Source organism: Ephemeroptericola cinctiostellae (assembly GCF_003339525.1).
Classification (GTDB): domain Bacteria; phylum Pseudomonadota; class Gammaproteobacteria; order Burkholderiales; family Burkholderiaceae; genus Hydromonas; species Hydromonas cinctiostellae.
The window spans coordinates 1,304,087-1,322,955 of sequence record NZ_CP031124.1; the positions used below are offsets into that span (position 1 = coordinate 1,304,087).

At 48.0% G+C, this 18,869-nt stretch carries 17 protein-coding genes; 9 read left to right on the plus strand and 8 right to left on the minus strand.

Annotated features, from left to right (window positions below; all coding sequences use genetic code 11):
- Nucleotides 1–428: 428 nt before the first annotated feature.
- Together DTO96_RS05980 and DTO96_RS05985 are read left to right on the plus strand one after the other, a co-directional pair.
- Nucleotides 429–671, plus strand: a complete 243-nt coding sequence (locus tag DTO96_RS05980; protein ID WP_114562660.1) for a VF530 family protein — start codon at nucleotides 429–431, stop codon at nucleotides 669–671.
- A 171-nt stretch (nucleotides 672–842) separates the two neighbouring features.
- Nucleotides 843–1,619 (plus strand): tetratricopeptide repeat protein, encoded by a 777-nt coding sequence (locus DTO96_RS05985; protein ID WP_114562661.1) that lies wholly within the window; start codon nucleotides 843–845, stop codon nucleotides 1,617–1,619.
- Nucleotides 1,620–1,682: 63 nt separating this feature from the next.
- On the opposite strand, the gene DTO96_RS05990 is transcribed toward DTO96_RS05985, so the two are convergent.
- Nucleotides 1,683–2,270 (minus strand): HD domain-containing protein, encoded by a 588-nt coding sequence (locus tag DTO96_RS05990; protein ID WP_114562662.1) that lies wholly within the window; start codon nucleotides 2,268–2,270, stop codon nucleotides 1,683–1,685.
- Between the two features lie 415 nt (nucleotides 2,271–2,685).
- Between DTO96_RS05990 and acs the strand changes: the two genes are divergently transcribed.
- Entirely contained in the window at nucleotides 2,686–4,680 is a 1,995-nt protein-coding gene (gene acs / locus DTO96_RS05995) for an acetate--CoA ligase (RefSeq protein WP_114562663.1), read from the plus strand.
- 118 nt (nucleotides 4,681–4,798) lie between these two features.
- Here the strand turns inward: acs and DTO96_RS06000 are convergent, their stop codons facing one another.
- Complete coding sequence (locus DTO96_RS06000; RefSeq protein ID WP_114562664.1) at nucleotides 4,799–6,124, minus strand: C45 family autoproteolytic acyltransferase/hydrolase; 1,326 nt, start codon at nucleotides 6,122–6,124, stop codon at nucleotides 4,799–4,801.
- Between the two features lie 123 nt (nucleotides 6,125–6,247).
- Between DTO96_RS06000 and DTO96_RS06005 the strand changes: the two genes are divergently transcribed.
- Nucleotides 6,248–6,580 carry a hypothetical protein gene (locus DTO96_RS06005; RefSeq protein ID WP_114562665.1) on the plus strand — a complete coding sequence of 111 codons (333 nt, stop codon included), beginning with the start codon at nucleotides 6,248–6,250 and terminating at the stop codon, nucleotides 6,578–6,580.
- Nucleotides 6,581–6,916: 336 nt separating this feature from the next.
- On the opposite strand, the gene DTO96_RS06010 is transcribed toward DTO96_RS06005, so the two are convergent.
- The 4 genes from DTO96_RS06010 to DTO96_RS06025 all read right to left on the minus strand — a co-directional run bounded on the left by DTO96_RS06010 (nucleotide 6,917) and on the right by DTO96_RS06025 (nucleotide 12,182).
- The gene (locus tag DTO96_RS06010) at nucleotides 6,917–8,275 is read right to left on the minus strand and encodes a calcium-binding protein (protein WP_192879024.1); all 1,359 of its coding nucleotides are present in this window, start codon (nucleotides 8,273–8,275) and stop codon (nucleotides 6,917–6,919) included.
- Nucleotides 8,276–8,795: 520 nt separating this feature from the next.
- Entirely contained in the window at nucleotides 8,796–9,977 is a 1,182-nt protein-coding gene (prpF, locus tag DTO96_RS06015) for a 2-methylaconitate cis-trans isomerase PrpF (RefSeq protein ID WP_114563946.1), read from the minus strand.
- A gap of 312 nt (nucleotides 9,978–10,289) precedes the next feature.
- On the minus strand, nucleotides 10,290–11,612 hold the full coding sequence (xseA, locus tag DTO96_RS06020; protein WP_114562667.1) for an exodeoxyribonuclease VII large subunit: 1,323 nt from the start codon (nucleotides 11,610–11,612) through the stop codon (nucleotides 10,290–10,292).
- 216 nt (nucleotides 11,613–11,828) lie between these two features.
- Nucleotides 11,829–12,182 (minus strand): protein tyrosine phosphatase family protein, encoded by a 354-nt coding sequence (locus tag DTO96_RS06025; RefSeq protein ID WP_114562668.1) that lies wholly within the window; start codon nucleotides 12,180–12,182, stop codon nucleotides 11,829–11,831.
- Nucleotides 12,183–12,484: 302 nt separating this feature from the next.
- Here DTO96_RS06025 and DTO96_RS06035 point away from each other — a divergent pair, with 302 nt between their 5' ends.
- Nucleotides 12,485–12,817 carry an ArsR/SmtB family transcription factor gene (locus DTO96_RS06035; RefSeq protein WP_114562670.1) on the plus strand — a complete coding sequence of 111 codons (333 nt, stop codon included), beginning with the start codon at nucleotides 12,485–12,487 and terminating at the stop codon, nucleotides 12,815–12,817.
- Between the two features lie 50 nt (nucleotides 12,818–12,867).
- Here the strand turns inward: DTO96_RS06035 and DTO96_RS06040 are convergent, their stop codons facing one another.
- Nucleotides 12,868–13,731, minus strand: a complete 864-nt coding sequence (locus DTO96_RS06040) for an MBL fold metallo-hydrolase (protein WP_114562671.1) — start codon at nucleotides 13,729–13,731, stop codon at nucleotides 12,868–12,870.
- Nucleotides 13,732–14,011: 280 nt separating this feature from the next.
- Between DTO96_RS06040 and DTO96_RS06045 the strand changes: the two genes are divergently transcribed.
- From DTO96_RS06045 to DTO96_RS06060, 4 genes are all read left to right on the plus strand, one after another.
- Nucleotides 14,012–14,449, plus strand: coding sequence for a YeeE/YedE family protein (locus tag DTO96_RS06045; RefSeq protein WP_114562672.1), 438 nt, complete (start codon nucleotides 14,012–14,014; stop codon nucleotides 14,447–14,449).
- Nucleotides 14,450–14,458: 9 nt separating this feature from the next.
- Nucleotides 14,459–14,884: a DUF6691 family protein gene (locus tag DTO96_RS06050; protein ID WP_114562673.1), complete on the plus strand. Its 426-nt coding sequence runs from the start codon at nucleotides 14,459–14,461 to the stop codon at nucleotides 14,882–14,884.
- 76 nt (nucleotides 14,885–14,960) lie between these two features.
- Nucleotides 14,961–15,647: an IS1595 family transposase gene (locus DTO96_RS06055; protein ID WP_114562080.1), complete on the plus strand. Its 687-nt coding sequence runs from the start codon at nucleotides 14,961–14,963 to the stop codon at nucleotides 15,645–15,647.
- A gap of 176 nt (nucleotides 15,648–15,823) precedes the next feature.
- On the plus strand, nucleotides 15,824–16,669 hold the full coding sequence (locus DTO96_RS06060; protein WP_114563947.1) for a sulfite exporter TauE/SafE family protein: 846 nt from the start codon (nucleotides 15,824–15,826) through the stop codon (nucleotides 16,667–16,669).
- 43 nt (nucleotides 16,670–16,712) lie between these two features.
- Here the strand turns inward: DTO96_RS06060 and DTO96_RS06065 are convergent, their stop codons facing one another.
- Nucleotides 16,713–18,851, minus strand: coding sequence for an SEL1-like repeat protein (locus tag DTO96_RS06065; protein ID WP_114562674.1), 2,139 nt, complete (start codon nucleotides 18,849–18,851; stop codon nucleotides 16,713–16,715).
- Nucleotides 18,852–18,869 lie beyond the last annotated feature (18 nt).

Genomic DNA, 18,869 nt, shown 5'->3' on the forward strand with positions numbered 1-18,869 from the left:
ACATTGCGGGGGAACAAAGTAGAAAAGGGTACGAATGACATCAGAACAAAAAATGCCAATCCCTTGCCATGACAGCATTTATCGCATTGACCCCAGTGAGATGGATGTTGAGTGTGAGTCATAAGATGAACAAAAATAGGATGTATAAGAGGGAGAGCGTGATCAATGAAAAAAAGGGTTTTGTATTGGGGTTTAATTGTCTCGATAACATCATATGCTCCCTCTGCACAGACCCAGAGAAGCACACAATCAGATGCGCTTGCTCAAAAAAGCAATGAAGCCCATGTACAAGCAAGGGTAAAATGGGAACATGAAGTGCATCCGCAGCATGAGCCACCCGACGTCTATTGACTTGCTGGTTGTGCCTTTGGAATGCATGCTTATTCACCCATACTCATCACCACTCCCACATTAAATTGGAACTGCCCATGACCGCACCAACTCAGCCACACAATCCTTTGCATGGGCTCACACTTGAATTTATATTGACAGAATTGGTTGCTTATTATGGTTGGGATGGATTGAATGTGCGCATTCAACTCAAGTGCTTTACCCATGAGCCGAGCATTAAATCCAGTTTGAAACTCCTGCGCAAGACCCCGTGGGCACGAGAGAAAGTGGAGGGCTTGTATGGCTTCATGTTGCGCGAGGTGAAACGTGGTGGACAGTAGTTCATCTCGGATGTGCGTTATGTGATCGACTTGAATGTTTTAAAGCATGGCTTATGTTGTTGTGAAATTGTTTTGAGATGCGATTTGACTTGGAAAACAGTGTTCCGTTGGTAAATGGCGTGATGGATGGTGTCTGGGCATTGATCGTGATTTTTAGGTTTGGAGGTGTGAATGAACGCGTATGTTAGTGCAGTTTTTTGTGTGGCAGCGTTGTGGACTGCTCAGGTGTCGGCTCAATCAGTTGAGACAAGGGGAGCAGAACCCGTGGGTTTTCTTGTGGCAAATGCCGTCGTGGCTGCGAATCCTCCAGCGAATGTGGTGCAGGCGATGAACGCGTTTGCACAAGGGAATGCGAAGGCGAAAGAAAATAATTTTAATGGCGCAATTGCAGATTTTTCACAGGCAATTGCACTGGTTCCAAACTATGCTGATGCGTATTTTCGACGTGGACGAATGCGCTTGGATATACAGGATTATCGGGGCATGCTTGAGGACTACACGATGGTGTTGAAGTTGCAGCCAAACAATATGGAGGCGTTGAATAACCGCGCCAACGCAAAGGCCAAGTTAAATGACTTTAAAGGCGCTGTTGAGGACTACACGATGGCTATTGGTTTAAATCCGAATGCCAGTTCAGCTTATTTTAACCGTGGCAATGCACGGGTGGAATTGAAAGAATATGATGGGGCGATTGAAGATTTCACCAAGGTGTTGACCATGAAACCATTGGATGCGGGTGCTTACAATAACCGTGCCAATGCAAAACACTTGAAGCATGATTTTACGGGGGCTTTGGAAGATTTTTCAAAGGCAATAGCCTTGCGCCCGAACGACGGCATGTCTTATTTTAACCGGGGTCGAGTGAAATTTGAGATGCGTGATTTTGTGGGTGCGCGCGAGGATTACACAACCGCTGTACGTTTGAGTCCGCGTTTGAATTTGCGTTGAAAATACAGTCATCTTGCGTGATGAAAACACCGTTGAGTGAATCCATCGGTGTTTTTGATGGCATCATGCGCCGAACCAGCCATTGTTCTGCGCTTCGTTCAGTTGTTTTTCCATGTGATCCCACAGTGCGGGGCAACCGTCTTTGATGGGGGCTTTCAATCGTTGAACGACTCGTTTATGACTGATGCCGTTTTCGCGCCAACTTTGACCGTGATTGGCAAGGTTGAGCAGGGCGGGCATGGCGCGGTCAGCGGCATTGGCGAAGCGAGATTCGGCGGTGGCATTGAGCTCAAACTCTTGCCACAGGGCTAAAAAAACGGCGCATTGTGCCTCGGGTAAAATACCAAAAATACGTTGAACGGCGGTGAATTCCTCGGCTTTGAGCGCATCCCAGTTGGCATCGGCGTAAACGATGGTATCGCCCGTGTCGATTTCACCGATGTCGTGCACGAGCAACATGAGAATGACGCGGTTGAGGTCGATGGGCTCCGCGGCGTAGGGTGCGAGTGTGGTGGCGAGCAGGGCGATTTGCCAGCTGTGTTCAGCGGAGTTTTCATAACGATCAAGGCTGAGGTTTTTTGTTTTTCGTGTGACGTCTTTAAGTTTGTCTATTTCGATGATGAAATCAATGATGGGTTGTAAGGTGTGCATGTGAATGTCTTTTTCTTAGGTGTTTATATTGATTGAATAACTTCAAATTTTAGCACAGTGAAGCATTTGATTTTTTCTTGAACATAGCAGACCGTGGGGATTAAAAGGATGGGCATCCACGCAAGCGAATCAATCGTAGTGGTGATTGATCGGGAAATATAGAAAATGGGCCTTTTGCTGCGGATTAGGGGCTTTTCCTGCCAGATGTTGATAAATAAAAATCAATGTGTCGTGAGTCTGCTGCGAGTCAACTGCTTTTAAGTCTCGTTTCTCCCTGCTCTCCCTGTTTAATCGATCCACTTGAAAAAGTGGATATTCGCCTCGTTTTCATGCTGCTGTTGTTTGTCAGACTATCGTAAGACCTACTCGATACGATGTGACGTATTAATAAACCATAACGACAAGGAGACATGTCATGCACGAACCCTCTTCCAATATTCAATCGGTGTTGCAGGAAAACCGTTTATTTCCTCCTTTTGCCAACTGGTGCTCAACAGCGGCGGTTCCCAACCATGATGCATATGAAGAGCTGTGTGCTGAAGCAAATCGCGATTATGAAGGCTTTTGGGCGCGTTTGGCGCGCGAAAATTTAGATTGGTATCAGCCCTTTACGCAAACTTTGGATGAGTCTGAAGCCCCTTTTTACAAATGGTTTGCAGATGGTAAGTTGAACGCGTCTTACAACTGCTTGGATCGTCATGTGAAAGCAGGCAATGGCAATAAAGTGGCGATTCGCTTTGAGTCCGATGCGGGTGTGGTGACGATTTTGACCTATAACGATTTGTTGCGTCGCGTTTCAAAAACAGCCAATGCGCTGAAAAGCTTGGGCATGGTGAAAGGTGATCGTGCGATCATTTACATGCCGATGAGTATTGAAGGCATTTGCATGATGCAAGCTTGTGCACGCTTGGGTGTGATTCACAGCGTGGTGTTTGGTGGTTTCTCATCAAAAGCCTTGAATGATCGCATCGTTGACATTGGTGCAAAATTGGTGATCACGGCTGATGAGCAAACACGTGGTGGTAAAAATTTACCTTTGAAATCAACTGTTGATGAAGCGTTGACAATGGGCGGCTGCGAAGCAGTTGAGCATGTTTTGGTCAATCGCCGCACGGGTGGCTATGACAAGATGCAAGAAGGTCGTGACGTGTGGCTGGAGCCTTTGGTCGAGAAGCAATTGGCCAAATGCGAACCGACATGGGTTGAAGCCGAGCATCCGTTGTTTGTGTTGTACACATCGGGTTCTACAGGTTCTCCAAAAGGTGTGCAGCATTCTACGGGCGGCTACTTGATGTGGGCGACGCAAACCATGAAGTGGACATTCGATCTGCGTCCAAATGATGTGTTTTGGTGCACGGCCGACATTGGCTGGATCACGGGTCACACTTACATCACCTATGGACCTTTGTCTGCCGGTGCAACACAGATCGTGTTTGAAGGCATTCCGACTTATCCTGATTCAGGTCGTTTTTGGAAGATGATCGACGATCACGGTTGTACGATTTTCCACACAGCGCCGACGGCCATTCGTTCGTTGATCAAAGCTTCTGAAATGGATGATAAAGTTCATCCAAAAAATTATAACTTGTCTACCTTGCGCATCTTGGGTTCAGTGGGTGAGCCGATCAATCCAGAGGCATGGATGTGGTATTACAAAAATGTGGGTGGCTCGCGTTGCCCGATTTTGGATACTTTCTGGCAAACTGAAACGGGTGGCAACATGATTGCCCCAATGCCTGCAGCGATTGCTTTGACCCCTGGCTCATGCACATTGCCTTTGCCTGGGATTCAAGCGGCGATTGTCGATGAAGCGGGACATGATGTTGAAAATGGTCAGGGTGGGTTGTTGGTCATCAAGCGTCCTTGGCCTTCTATGATTCGTACCGTTTGGAATAATCCAGAGCGTTACAAATCTGGCTATTTCCCCGAAGAGTTGGGCGGTAAATATTACCTCGCAGGTGATGGTGCGGTGCGCCACGTGGACACATCGTATTTCCAAATCATGGGCCGTATCGATGACGTTCTCAATGTTTCGGGTCACCGCCTCGGCACCATGGAAATTGAGTCGGCATGTGTGTCCCATCCATTGGTGGCTGAAGCCGCAGTGGTGGGTAAACCCGATAGCGTGACGGGCGAAGCGATTTGTGTGTTCATCGTCTTGAAGCGTGAAACACCTGTGGGCGAAGAGGCGAAACAAATCGCCAATGAAATCCGTGATTGGGTGCGTAAAGAAGTGGGGCCGATTGCGCGTCCGAAAGAAATTCGCTTTGGTGACAATTTGCCAAAAACACGCTCGGGTAAAATCATGCGCCGCTTGTTGCGTTCTTTGGCCAAAGGTGAAGAAATCACATCTGACATTTCAACTTTGGAAAACCCTGGCATTCTGGAGCAACTCAAACAATCGCTGTAATTGCTTTAACCGTTGTAAACATTGTAATAACGACTGTCATTCAGGCGTATCACACAAAAGCCAAGCAATCTGCTTGGCTTTTGTGCATGATCAACACCCCATTAATGCATCAATGACATCAATGAAATACAAGGGCAATCCGTTTGGGCTTTGAGTGAAATGCTTTGGAGGCTTTGACCGATTCAACATCGATCTGCTGCGCTGGTTGTCTGGGAAGGTCATTTACTGGATTTTGTTGCCCATCTGCTTTTGTCCAAATGCGTGCAAAATCATTGGCAAATTGAATCCATTCATAGTTTTGTACTTGTAAAGCTTCGCTTAGTTGGATGGAGGCTTGCGGGTTGGGTAATAAAGCTGGGGTGATGTGCTGCAACATGTTTTCCAATATGTCACGCATCACCCCTGTCACATGATCTGCATGGGTGTCGGCATAGGTGTTTTCTGAAGTTTGTGTACTCAAAAGTGCGGGCAGCAGTTGAACGGAGATGTCGCCGTCTTTGAAATCATCGAAGCTGTGTGACCATTCCCGATCTGGCCAAACATAACGCATGCGACCCGATTGTGGTTGATAAACCGCAGTGTAAACGGTACCAAAGCTTTTGTCGTATTGTGTGCTGCGCAAGGGCGCTTGTAAAAATGCCGCAGTCATGGTTTCTGGTGTGCATGTCGGTTGTTGTAGAAATTCATCCAAGAATTGTTTGCGTTCAATCGTCTTTGAAAATTGTGCCTGTTGAGACCACACCACTTGCTGTTGATGGTTGGTGATGGTGCGTTCACGGGTCACATGAATGTTGCCCTCAATCCCAACCATGATGGTTGCGAAATCACCCGCCGCATCGATGGCGGTCACGTTATATGCCATGTGTGATGGAATGCGTTTGAGCACGGCAATCGTTTGTGGAACAGTCGTGCATGTTTGAAGGATGTAACGCATGATCAATGGGATGCCAAAGCCATCACCCACTTGCTGACTGCCACCAAAAGTCAGGGAAAGTGCCAAACCCGTATCATTCATTCCATCGTCAGCACCCCATAAACATTCGTTGGTGGCAATGACTTTGCGCCCAAGCCAGTTGCTGTGCGTGACGGTGTTTTCTGACAGCTCAGGGCTCAAGTCATAGTTGCGGATCAGCATCGGTTCTTCGGTTTGCAACACGGCTTGTGAGCAATTGATCAAATACGCCGGTGGACGGTACAAGGTCAAAAATTGTGCAGCGACAGGATCGTTTCCTGTCAATCGAACCAGTTTGCGGTAGATGGGCATGAGTTCGGGCATGTGATGCTCAAGCTGTTGCTCCGCCAATGCCAATTCTTTGTGGTTGATCTGTGTTCCTTTTTTGTCGACAAACCACGAGCGGTAGGCCGGCCAAAAGGCTTGAAATAATGCCGTCCACGCATTGTCTGAGGTGCTTAAATCGATGCTGCGAAAAAGTGTCGGTTGCATGTTTAATTCCTTTAAAAAGTAAATGATGGTGATTAAAACAAATGGGGTGGGGCTATTTTTCGATTATAATAACCAAACACCATGATTCATAATGTAGTTTAAAATTCACAGGAAGTCAACACCATGATGCATGATGTTTTCGGATATGACCTCAATTTGAGCATCAAATCCACAGAAATTGCAGCTTTATTCCAACAGTGGCGCATTCAAGACACGGCTGTTGTGTTCAGAATTGTCCGCGAGCAACAGGGCGGCGGATTTGGCGATCCAGATAAACACCCCCATGTGTGGGCCGTGGCGCTCTTTGTTGATGGCGTGGCCACGCGCGTGCACAACGCGCGCAACAGCGGGCGTGAGTGGGCGAGCTTGGATAAAGTGGAGATGTGGTTGCGCGAGCAAGGGATCAACCGCTGGCAAGTGGTGAATACTTTAGAACGTGTGAGTTTGACCCGATAAATGGGGCTGGGCCGTTGTCTATTGATTAGGTTTAAAGGAACATGGACATCATGCCCAAAGATGCGATGGATCCCATACGCCACAGGCTGATTTGAGTCAACTTGGGCATGTGGAATCAGCCCACATGTTCTGAACTGGTTGTACAGGCAGCGCCATTCTAAAATTGACCCTGACCTTATGTTTGATGATGGGATGATGGATTGTAAATTTTGTCAGACTGCCCTGACAAAATTTACAATTCAAGTCACAGAAAAGTCAAGGGTGTACTTTTGTGTGCTTTTTTAAACTTGAATGTTTGAAATGGCATTCAAGGGTGAGCGATGCATGGGTGAGCCATCAATTGCTCGATGCCACCCAGCTGCTGGTGATGATTGAGTCCAACGATGAATAGCTGCTGGGTAAACTGGTCATGCCTGCTGAGGGAGTCGTAAAACCAGCCATCGCTGTGACCAATTGGTCAACGGCATTGAAGCTCAGTGTGCTGCCATTGGTGTCGGTGATGATCACATGCTGTTCACCTAAACTAAACCAATTGGAAAAAGTCACTTGGTTGCTTGTTCCGATGTTGCTCAGCACCAAATCGTCACCGACGTGTGACAACCACAGGTGATCAGCGCTGGAAGTGAATGTGGCCACATCAACGTTTGAAGTGCTGTTAAGTAATACGGTGTCTTGACCGAAGTCACCATAAAAACTGTAGGTGTCTTGACCCGTACCGCCATCCATCGTGTCATTGCCTGTCAGACCAACGATGGAGTCGTTGCCACTGCCTGCAAACACAAAGTCATTGCCTGTGCCCGATTCAAAAGTGTCATTGCCATCCGCACCGACCATGCTGTCATCGCCATCAAAGGCATTGAAAAAATTGTTCCCCGCCTCTCCATACAATGTGTCGTTGCCCGCACCACCACACAGCGTGTCGTCACCTGTGCCGCCGTACTCAAGGTCGTCGCCTGTGCTGCCGCGCATGGTGTCATTGCCTGTGCCACCGTAGATGGTGTCGTTGCCCAGTCCCGCTTCAAGAGAATCGTTGCCGTCATTGCCCATGAGCATGTCGTGACCATCGTCGCCTTTTAATGAATCATTGCCTGTACCACCCACCATGCTGTCGTTGCCATAACCGCCATGAGCGACATCATCGCCATCGCCTGCAAGGATGGTGTCGTTGCCAAGGCCGCCGAGAATATGGTCATTGCCTGCGCCAGAATTGATGTGATCATTGCCAGCACCCCCATCGAAACTGTCGTTGCCGCTCGCACCCAACATGCTGTCATCGCCCTCAGCGCCATTGAAACTGTTGTTGCCGCTGCCACCAATCAACGTGTCATCACCAGCCCCGCCCGAAAGAAGGTCTGTACCTTCGCCGCTGTCAATGAGGTCATTGCCATCACCGCCCCGCAGTGTGTCATTGCCCGAATTGCCATATAAAGTGTCTTGACCTAAGCCACCTTCCAGTACATCGTTGCCATCACCGCCATACAAAATGTCATGCCCTGCATCTCCTTTGAGTGAATCGGCACCTGAGCTGCCATAGATGATGTCATTGCCATCGTTGCCATTGACTTCATCATTGCCCGCGAGGGCATAAATGGTGTCATTGCCTTGTCCGCCCAAAATGATGTTGTTGGCCGCATTGGCTGTGATGTTGTCATGACCTGAACCGCCGTAAAAATTATTTCCTGATTGCATTGTCATATGTATCATTCCTTTTTTAAGTTCTATTCCAGTTTCATGCATTGCTGACGCCATCCTGTGTTTTGGTCAGCTGCTTTTGATGTTGCATTCTTTGTTTTAAAAAGTTGCAACCCAGTGAAAATAACTGTAAATCATGTGGATTCAATGTGGATATTTATAAGAGAGTACTGAATTTAGAGTAATTATTAGGTTGTAAATTATTAATAAAATTCAATTTTTGCGTTAAAAACACCACTGTGTCAGTGAATGACATAAAAAATGCGTGGCATCAGCCACGCATTGTGTTTTTCATGTCACATGAAATAAAACATTAACTGCTATTTAATTTTATTTATTTTTGGTTTTTTATTTTGTTTTGCAAAATGGAAGTGTCATTGATTGTGCTTATTTTCTGCACCCACACGTTTCAGCGTGGGGCACTGCAACACCAATGAAGTGAAGTGGTCACATTTCAAATTTCAAATGCTTCATCTGCCGCAAAGCATGGGCTTTTTTTTGAATGGCCATACACATCAACGGCTCATTGTGGAACGTGCACCCAGCCTGCCATCAACACGCGCGCACTGCGACTCATGATGGCTTTTGTCACTGACCATTCACCATTGACCAAAGCCGCTTCTGCGCCGACGCGCAATGTGCCCGATGGGTGACCAAAGCGCACCACGGTGCGCTCACCACCGCCCGCTGCGAGATTGACCAGTGTGCCAGGAATCGCTGCCGCAGTGCCAATCGCTACGGCGGCCGTGCCCATCATCGCATGATGCAATTTACCCATCGACAATGCGCGCACGAGCAGATCAATGTCTGCCGTGGTCACTGCTTTACCACTTGACGACACATAGTCTTTTGCAGGAGCGACGAAAGCCACTTTCGGCGTGTGCGCACGCTTGGCGGCTTCATCGATGTGGGCAATTAAACCCATGCGCACCGCACCATGCGCGCGAATGCTTTCAAACATCGCCAAAGCTTTGGCATCCGCATTGATTGCATCTTGCAGCTCTGTGCCCGTGTAACCAAGTGCGCTGGCTTCAACAAAAATCGTTGGGATGCCCGCATTAATCATCGTTGCTTTGAGCACCCCCACATGGGGCACATCCAATTCATCGATCAAATGACCCGTGGGAAACATTGAACCGCCCGCGCCATCTTCATCGGCAGCAGGTGCCATGAATTCCAGGGCAATTTCAGCCGCTGGAAACGTCACACCGTCCAATTCAAAATCACCTGTTTCTTGGACTTCACCATGGGTAATGGGCACATGAGCGATGATCGTTTTGCCAATATTGGCTTGCCAAATGCGCACGATGGCGACACCATTGTGCGGGATGCGACTCGCATCAACCAGTCCGCCGCTGATCGCGAAAGGCCCCACAGCCGACGATAGATTGCCGCAGTTGCCGCTCCAATCCATGAATGCATTTTCAATCGACACCTGTCCAAACAAATAATCCACATCGTGATCTGGCCGTGTGCTTTTGGACACAATCACTGTTTTGCTGGTGCTCGATGTTGCACCGCCCATGCCATCAATTTGTTTTGCGTATGGATCAGGTGAGCCGATCACGCGCATGAGCAGCGCATCACGCGCCGCACCCGCGACTTGAGCCGCCTCGGGCAAATCATTCAAGCGGAAAAATACACCTTTGCTGGTGCCTCCGCGCATGTAAGTGGCGGGAACTTTGATTTGAGGTAAATGTGTCATGACAGCCTTTGCACGGTTAAAAATCATTTTTTAAATGATAACTGTTTTGTCTTACAACACACCTACAATTCGGGCCCATCAAGCAGCAGTGGGTCGCTCAGCTTCGGCGTTGGGCTGAGTAAAAGAATGGCAGTGCAGTGATGAAATAAGCTGTGGGTCATTGTTCTATGCTTTGCCGCAGAGCCTGACGATGCAACGAATTGGCCTGTTGAGTGAGGTCTGAATGTGCCTTGGAGCGGGCATGAATGTGATGATGAAAATTGAGAAAATGATGAGAATTGAGAAACCATGTTTGGACATGTTTGTTTTCAGTTACTCCCCCACATGCCCCACAGTTGCCACCGCATGCCCTTTGTGGAATTGAATATCGATGCCATCGCCTGCCTGTAAACATGCCGCATCGTTGATGATGTGGCCATCCTGTGTTTGGACGTAGGCGAAACCACGGGCAAGGACATTGTCGGGGTTGAGTTGGGTGAGGCTGCTGGTGTGACGGCTGAGGTTCTGGCTGTGCTGCTGTAGATTGTGGGTGATGCCGCGTTGCAGGTGTTCGGTGAGGCGATTGAGCTTGTTTCGTGGTGTGCTGAGGTTGGGGCGGTGGTTGTTGAGGTTTTGCGTGCTGCGCTCTAGGCGGTGTTGTTGCTGGGCTCGGCGAATGTTGAGGGCATGCTGTAGGCGAGTGAGGTGATTTTGGATGAGTTGTTTTTGTTGAGCGATGCGTTGCGTTGGAGTGAGTAATTGTAGGGTGAGGCGATCGAGGCGCTGGGCTTGCTGGGCAAGCTGGCGCATGAGGTCGCGTTGAAGTTGCTCGAAGCTGTGGCTGATGTTGCTGAGGTGGTCGCTTTGTGAGGGGCTGCTGATCAGCTCAGCGGCGGCGGTGGGGGTGGCGGCGCGGATGTCGGCGACAAAGTCAGCGATGGTGGTGTCGGTTTCGTGACCGACGCCGCTGATGGTGGGTAGGTGCGATTCGTGAATGGCTTGTGCGACGATGGTTTCGTTGAATGCCCAGAGGTCTTCGAGGCTGCCGCCGCCGCGGACGATGAGGAGCGCATCTAGGCTTTTATTTTGATTGGCTTTTTGGATCGCTGCGGCAATTTGCATGGGGGCAGCATCACCTTGAACGGGGGTTGGGTATAAAAACACCTCAATGTGGGGTGAACGGCGGGCGAGTGTGTGTACGACGTCGCGCAAGGCCGCGGCCTGTGGTGAGGTGATGATGCCGATGCGGCGGACGAAGTTGGGCATGTCTTGCTTGTACTCGACATCAAACCAACCTTTGCGTGCAAGTTCATCTTTGAGCTTGATGAAGCGTTCATACAGTGTGCCGAGTCCTGCGGGGCGCATGGTTTCGACGGTGAGCTGGAAGTCGCCACGGGCGGCGTATAGCCCTGTGAGCACTTGCGCTTGGACGGCGTCGCCCTCACGGGGTTGCCAACTGAGCAGTGCATTTTTGTGACGGAACATGACGGCGCGGACCTGTGCGCGGTCATCTTTGAGCGAAAAATACCAGTGGCCGCTGGCGGCACGGGTGAGGTTGGATATTTCACCTTGTACCCAGAGCAGTGGAATTTGTCGTTCGAGCAAAGCGCTGACGCGTTGGTTGAGTTCAGTGATGCTCAGGTATTGGGTGGTCATGATGTACAGGCGCTTGATTGATGCTTGATGGGGTTAAATTGATTTTGATCTTGATGCGTGAATGTACCTTAAATTGCATGGGCTTGCCAAGCGGTTGACGGCTTGTGTGCGGTCATCGGGAATTTTTTTGCTGAATATAACCCCTTCCCATAAAAGCACCATGTTTTTGTGGGAAGGGGTGGATTTTTATGTTTCGTGATGCCAAATGCAGCTGATTTATGTTTTGCTTACGTACTCAACGGCCAAAGCATACAGTTCGGATGCGCGCATGCCTGAACCGCAAAAGCTAAAAATGGGTTTGGGAGAGTGTTCGAGCAAATGTGCCATGTGTTCAATCTGCTCCTGCGTGTATTGGCCGCGAATGACGGGCAAATAATGGTAATGCACGCCAGCGGCTTCCGCTGCTTTGGCCAGATCCATGTTCAACGGTTGAGCCAAACCCGCTTCACCATCGGGGCGATGATTAATGATGGTTTTGAAACCGTTTTGGGCAATGCTGGGCACGTGATCAACTTGAATTTGAGGGGCTGTGGCGAAGTCGTCGTTGTGTTGGGTGACGGGTAATGACATGATCGATCCTTTACGTGGTCAAAGTTTTGTTAAAATTTTGTTAAAATACGGCTTTACCAGCCAATAACATATTTTACTCGGTATGATCGCCACTTGATTGGGTGTGGATCAGTTGTTGTATGAAATGCTGAAAATACACGGATGAGGCGTTTGTTAAGTGCTTTGAAAAGTAAAACAAACCCCTTTTATGTTCTTTAAATATAATATGCTTTTTTGTATTGTATTGAATGGTATGGTATAAATCAATACAATTCATACACGCCCACTGCCTTTTATACCGCTTATTTTTTAATGTGATCGCCATGCATAATGCGCCTAATTTAACACCTGATTTTGACCTCAACGCTTTGCGAGCATCTGCTGCTCAGGCCACGACCTTGCTTAAAGCATTGTCCAATCCTGATCGCCTGTTGTTGCTTTGTCAGCTGGTTGAGGGTGAACGTTGCGTGTCTGAACTCGAGGCTCAAACGGGCATCGCGCAGCCGACGCTCTCGCAGCAATTGGGCGTATTGCGTGAAGAAGGATTGGTCAATACGCGCAGAGAAGGGCGTCAAATTTTTTATACGGTCGCCAGCACAGCGGCTCTCGCACTTATAGAAGTTTTATATCAGCAGTTCTGCGCGCCTAAAAACTAAAACCGCAATGCCATTTTTTATAATGGCTTAATCAATCAATAACTAAATCATCACAATACATTCAATGGGATCTTGAGGTAATGTGTGCCGTTGTCTTCGGCTTTCGGCCATTCGCCCGCACGGATATTCACCTGAATCGCGGGTAAAATTAAATTGGGCATGGCCAAGTTGGCATCGCGTGCGGTGCGCATTTCGACAAATTCGGTTGCGCTGATGCCATCGTGAACATGAATATTTCCTGCACGTTCCGCGGCCACGGTCGTCTGTACAACAGGTTCACGCCCATTGTTGGGTGGGTAGTCGTGACACAAATACAGCTTCGTTTCATCGGGCATGGCGAGTAGACGCTGTATGGACTGATGCAATTGCAGCGCATCGCCGCCAGGAAAATCACAACGCGCTGTACCGACATCGGGCATGAAGATGGTGTCGCCAACAAATACCGCATCACCTACAATATAGCTCGCACAACCTGGCGTGTGGCCAGGGACAAACATCACGCGTGCGGTCAGGTCACCGATTTGAAACTGCTCATTGTCCTTGAACAAAACGTCAAATTGAGAGCCATCGGTTTTAAATTCATCTTTTAGATTGAAAATGCTTTTAAAGGCACGCTGCACCATGCGGATGTGTTCACCCATGGCGATGCGACCGCCGACGGTTTTTTTCAAATAAGCCGATGCGGATAAATGATCGGCATGTGCATGTGTTTCCAAAATCCATTCGGTTTTTAAATCATGCTCTTGGATGAATTGAATCAATCTGTCCGCGCTGTCAAAGCGAGTCCGACCTGATTTTGGGTCATAATCAAGTACAGAGTCAACGATGGCGCAGGCTGAGCCCATTCCATGATGAATGATGTGGCTGATGGTCCAAGTGGCTGGATCGAAAAAGGATTGAACTTGAGGTGTCATGTGGATTTAGGTTAGATAAAAGTTAATATGTTTTTAAATATTATATTGAAAAGTATAATTTATTGCAATATAATTTACACTTCGATGGAACAAGGGGGGAAAATAATTATGCTGGAGCCCCAACTGCATTTTCATCTGCATTGACATGGCGTCTCCCAAGATACGAGCTTGCCGTACAAGTGTGTCAGTGGCGATGACTCATCAAACAATTTAAGCTTTTGATTCAAACGTTGGCAGTTAAGTTTTAATCAGCATCAGTACATTAAAAAAGGGTGTTTATATGACGATTGATTGGCAACATTTTTCCCCTTATGAGGCCTTGGCTGGTGGGCTTCTGATTGGGTTGGCATCTGTGATGTTGATTGTTTTGCTCGGCAAAATCGCAGGGATCAGCTCAATTGTAGGCGGCCTGCTTCAGCCGAACATGGCAGGGCAACGTGCGTGGCGGGTGGCGTTCATTCTAGGATTGCTTCTTGCGCCCTCGTTGTATCGTTTGTTCTCGCCGTACCCTACTGTGCAGATTGAGGCGGGTACGCCTGCACTGGTGGTGGCGGGTTTGCTGGTGGGCATCGGGACGCGTTATGGGTCTGGCTGCACCAGTGGACATGGCATTTGCGGGATTTCTCGCTTATCATTGCGCTCGATTGTGGCGACTTCATGTTTTATCTTGGCGGGTTTTGTGACCGTTTACGTGTTGCGTCACTTGATTGTGGCTTAAGGAAAAATCATGAAAATTGTTGTTTCTTTATTGACAGGTTTGATGTTCGGCTTGGGCTTGATCGTTGCTGGAATGGTGAATCCAGCAAAAGTGCTTGGTTTTCTGGACATCACAGGTGCTTGGGATCCTTCTTTAGTTTTTGTGATGGTTGGCGGCATTGGCGTGGCTGCGGCTGGATTTCATTTTGCAAAAAAGCAACGACATGCCTTGCTTGGTGGCGCGATGGATTTTCCGAGTGCGCGCGGCATTGATCAACGCTTGGTTGTCGGCAGTTTGATGTTCGGCGTGGGCTGGGGCATTGCTGGTTTTTGTCCAGGCCCTGCGGTGGTCAGTGTCGGCGCAGGCAGCATGCAAGCCATGATTTTTACGGCTGCGATGTTGCTGGGCATGGTGATTTTTGCAGCCCTCAATGGATTTTATCGTCGATCTTCTTAACGTTCATTGTTTGCTCTTTTTTTTAGGGTCTTAGGAAGCAAACGCATTAAAATATGCGCTAAGCTCTTGAGACCAAATGAAAAACAAGTACTTCAAACATTCAAAAATTAGCGAAGCGAAGTTTCGCCAAATTTTACGGTATTTTGCCCTTGATTTAACGGCAACGGAATGTGCTGCGTTAAGCGGCATATCCGTTCGTTCAATCAACACCATTTACCTCAAGATTCGTCGTCGTTTGGTGATTGTTTGTCTCCAAGGCTCACCACTCAAAGGAGAGTTGGAAGCCGACGAATCATATTTTGGTCCGCATCGTGTTCGAGGTAAACGCGGACGTGGTGCTTCAGGTAAAACCATCGTGTTTGGTTTACTCAAACGTGATGGCAATATCTACACTGAGATTGTGCCTGATGCTTCCAAAGCCAGCCTGCAAGCCATTATTCGTGGGAAAGCAGACATTAACAGCGTTATCCATACCGATGGTTGGCGCGGCTATAATGGCTTGGTGGACATCGGGTTTGATAAACACTTCCGGGTGAATCATGGTGCCGATGAGTTTGTAAATGGTTCTAATCATGTGAATGGGATAGAATCATTCTGGAGCTATGCTAAACGTCGTTTGGTTCAGTTTAACGGCGTTCCGAAAAACACATTTTTACTGCATTTGAAGGAAACTGAATTTAGGTTTAACCATCGCAAAAGCGACTTGTATAAAGTGCTTCTTAACATGCTGCGAGATGAGCCGTTATTGAATTCTGCTTCCTAAGACCCTTTTTTAATTGTATGCCTCTAGCCGTTCTATTAATTAATCCGAGGCGTCATAGTGGGCTTGACCCGCAATCACCTGTTTGGGAGATGCCGTATCAAGTATGGCATGACGGATTATTTAAGCGTTTCACTGTATGTAAATTTTGGAGCCCACCGATTATGTTGATGCCTTTTATGTTCGAAATCATCACTTTAGGACTTGCCATTGGCGTGGTGTTGGGTGCGACTGGTGCCGGTGGCGCGATTTTATCCGTGCCGCTGTTGACGCTGGGTCTGCACTTGACCGTCAGTCAAGCCGCACCGATTGGCTTGTTTGCCGTGTCCCTCGCATCCAGTATCGCCGCCCTTATCGGCTTGTATGAAGGCATTGTGCGCTATAAAGCTGCGGTGCTCATGGCAGGCATGGGTGTGCTGCTTTCGCCATTGGGATTGTGGCTGGCGCAACGCTTGCCCAATGCACCATTGGTGATGCTTTTTGTGATCGTTTTGTTATTTGTCGCATGGCGAATGTGGCACAGTGTGGGGCCAAATGATTTGGCAGATGAGTCAAAAACAGCGCAAGCACCTGCGCAAACACTTTCGCAAGGATTAAACCAAGCATCAACCCAAAGCTTCGCATGTGAGCGCAGCGACACATCGGGTAAATTTATTTGGACGTTGCCTTGCGCTCGCGCATTGGCGCTCACTGGCGGTGTGGCAGGTTTTTTATCGGGTTTGATTGGTGTCGGTGGCGGTTTCATCATCGTGCCGTCATTGAAAAAAAACACCAACCTCGACATGCGTGCCATCGTCGCCACATCACTCGCTGTCATCACCCTTGTGTCGATCAGCGGTGTGGTCATCGCGGCTCATCAAGGCTTGATGGATTGGCACACTGGCTTGCCTTTTGCTGCTGGCACTGTGGCGGGGACGTTGGCTGGGCGATTACTCGGCAAGCACTTATCCAGTTCTATTCAGGCGCGTGGTTTTGCCATGCTCGCGGCGGCGGCAGCGGCGTTGATGGTGATTAAATTGCAATGAAATATTTGTAATGAAAACCTTGCTGTTAAATGCCAGCAAGGTTTCAACGAAAAGGGATTTTGGATGTTTTGACTTTTACTTTTTTGTCTAACCTCAAATCAATCAAGCGTTTTCGCGTCTCCCACAGCAACACCGCTTGCTCATCGGGACTCATTTGCGGCCCCAAAGTGATTTCACCACCGATATCTTGAAATAATAAGGCGGGCGAATTGATGTACAAACGCGCAGGTGCACGCTCATCGGTTTTGACCGAGGCCTCATTGATTTCGGCAATGTGAATCGCCCGCACCTCTTGCTCGGACGTATACGCATCGTGTTTGTACAAATACGTCAAACGCATCAAAGCCAAAACGATGCAATCATACAAACGCCTTTGAGTCGCTTTGTCTTCCACCCGTTTGATGGCCTGAAGTGCATCATTCAGTGGTTTTTTCAGTTGCCGCCACAAGTCTTGCACAGGTTTTTCACCATAACGCACTTCATACAACAAAAAATTCACTTGGGATGCATCTTCATCTAGTGCTTGATCATTTTTCCCATTTGAACGGGTGAGTGACACGCTGGTTAGGCCTTGGCTAAAATCCGCTGTGAACGATGCCAATGTTTGCGCGGGAATGTGCACCGCGACCCCATTCGCTCGCCCATCGGTCACCGTGTAAGCTCGCCACAAATCCAAACTGTCCTTGTTTTTACTGAGGGACAAAGAAAACATTTGCGCAGGGATGTGTTCGGCATCGTCTCCATCCGCTCTAAAGTCGCGAAAACGATTGTGTATGAGCTCAACATCAAACGTTTCTAATTCAGGTATACCTTCAAAGCAAGCCTCATCGAACACATAAAGCCCTTCGGTTGGGTCGTTCAGGTAGGCGGTCATGTACTGACGCAAGGTGGTGACCGCTTGCTTGCCCGTGTGCGCGGCGCGGCCGCCCAACAAGGCATCCAGTACATTTTGTTTGGTGTAATGGCTTAAACCGTTGTTTATATTTTTGAACAAGTGATCATTTTCAATTTTCACAATAGAGTGCATGAGTTTTTCAAAACGGGTACAACATGATGTGGTCGTTTTTGCATCTAAATCTATGGTGAGTGTTTTGAAGTGAGCGAACACAGGGAAGTAGCGTTCTAATAATAGGTTTTTTGCCCAATTGACAACGGTATTGCCGAGGCCGTTTTTCTCATCCATTAAAAACAGAAGGGCTTTTTGATGTTTGCCATCAGTCGCAGCTTTTTTGAACCAAAAAATGGCTTGTTTGGTGTTCTTTTTTGCGCCTAAACCAAGGTAAAAGTGAGCCGCAAGGTTAAACATAGCGTCTCTATTACCCAAATCAGCGGCTTTTTTATACCAGTAAATGGCTTGTGCATTATTTTGTACGCCTTGACCTTTGGCATAGCAAACACCAAGATTAAGCATGGATTCAGTAATGCCTAAATCAGCAGCCTTTTGATACCAGTAAACGGCTTGTACATTATTTTGCACAACACCCAGACCTCTGTCGTAAAAGAGACCAAGGTTAAACATGGCTTGAGCTTTGCGTAAACCAGTGGTTTCAGTGTTACCTGAGTCGGCGATTTTTTGATACCAGTAAAAAGCTTGGCTATGGTCTTGCACGACACCTTGACCTTTGACATAGTCGATAGCAAGGTTAAACATGGCGTTTATATTATCCAAGTCAGCGGCTTTTTGATACCAGCTGTGGGCTCGTGCATGGTCTTTTATTACACCTGTGCCATAGTTATAGCAGATACCAAGGTTAAACATGGCTTCAGCCTTGAGCAAATCAGTGTCTTTGTTATTTTCTGAGTCAATGACTTTTTGAGACCAGTAGACGGCTTGAGTATAGTCTTGTGCGACATATTGACCTTTGGCATAGTAAGCAGCAAGGTTAAACATGGCTTGAACAACGCCTAAATCAGCAGCTTTTTGATACCAGTGAAAAGCTTGTGCATGTTCACTTAGGTCTGTCTCGTAATAGACAGCGAGGTTAAACATGGCTTGAGCCCTAACCAAATCCGTGGTTTTAGCATTGTCTGAATCAGCCGCTTTTTGATACCAATGAATGGCTTGTGCATGGTTTTTCCTGACACCTCGGCCTGTGCCATAGCAGACAGCAAGGTCAAACATGGCTTTGGCATGACCAGCTTCAGCCCATTGTTTCAAGTTCTCAAATTCTTCTTGCGTCATATCCGCTTTCCTTGAGTG

What these genes read in the sequence shown, in the direction of transcription:
- DTO96_RS05980 (WP_114562660.1), top strand. Translation starts at nt 429, where the DNA reads ATGACCGCACCAACTCAGCCACACAATCCTTTGCATGGGCTCACACTT.
- DTO96_RS05985 (WP_114562661.1), top strand. Translation starts at nt 843, where the DNA reads ATGAACGCGTATGTTAGTGCAGTTTTTTGTGTGGCAGCGTTGTGGACT.
- DTO96_RS05990 (WP_114562662.1), bottom strand. Translation starts at nt 2,270, where the DNA reads ATGCACACCTTACAACCCATCATTGATTTCATCATCGAAATAGACAAA.
- acs (WP_114562663.1), top strand. Translation starts at nt 2,686, where the DNA reads ATGCACGAACCCTCTTCCAATATTCAATCGGTGTTGCAGGAAAACCGT.
- DTO96_RS06000 (WP_114562664.1), bottom strand. Translation starts at nt 6,124, where the DNA reads ATGCAACCGACACTTTTTCGCAGCATCGATTTAAGCACCTCAGACAAT.
- DTO96_RS06005 (WP_114562665.1), top strand. Translation starts at nt 6,248, where the DNA reads ATGATGCATGATGTTTTCGGATATGACCTCAATTTGAGCATCAAATCC.
- DTO96_RS06010 (WP_192879024.1), bottom strand. Translation starts at nt 8,275, where the DNA reads ATGACAATGCAATCAGGAAATAATTTTTACGGCGGTTCAGGTCATGAC.
- prpF (WP_114563946.1), bottom strand. Translation starts at nt 9,977, where the DNA reads ATGACACATTTACCTCAAATCAAAGTTCCCGCCACTTACATGCGCGGA.
- xseA (WP_114562667.1), bottom strand. Translation starts at nt 11,612, where the DNA reads ATGACCACCCAATACCTGAGCATCACTGAACTCAACCAACGCGTCAGC.
- DTO96_RS06025 (WP_114562668.1), bottom strand. Translation starts at nt 12,182, where the DNA reads ATGTCATTACCCGTCACCCAACACAACGACGACTTCGCCACAGCCCCT.
- DTO96_RS06035 (WP_114562670.1), top strand. Translation starts at nt 12,485, where the DNA reads ATGCATAATGCGCCTAATTTAACACCTGATTTTGACCTCAACGCTTTG.
- DTO96_RS06040 (WP_114562671.1), bottom strand. Translation starts at nt 13,731, where the DNA reads ATGACACCTCAAGTTCAATCCTTTTTCGATCCAGCCACTTGGACCATC.
- DTO96_RS06045 (WP_114562672.1), top strand. Translation starts at nt 14,012, where the DNA reads ATGACGATTGATTGGCAACATTTTTCCCCTTATGAGGCCTTGGCTGGT.
- DTO96_RS06050 (WP_114562673.1), top strand. Translation starts at nt 14,459, where the DNA reads ATGAAAATTGTTGTTTCTTTATTGACAGGTTTGATGTTCGGCTTGGGC.
- DTO96_RS06055 (WP_114562080.1), top strand. Translation starts at nt 14,961, where the DNA reads ATGAAAAACAAGTACTTCAAACATTCAAAAATTAGCGAAGCGAAGTTT.
- DTO96_RS06060 (WP_114563947.1), top strand. Translation starts at nt 15,824, where the DNA reads ATGTTCGAAATCATCACTTTAGGACTTGCCATTGGCGTGGTGTTGGGT.
- DTO96_RS06065 (WP_114562674.1), bottom strand. Translation starts at nt 18,851, where the DNA reads ATGACGCAAGAAGAATTTGAGAACTTGAAACAATGGGCTGAAGCTGGT.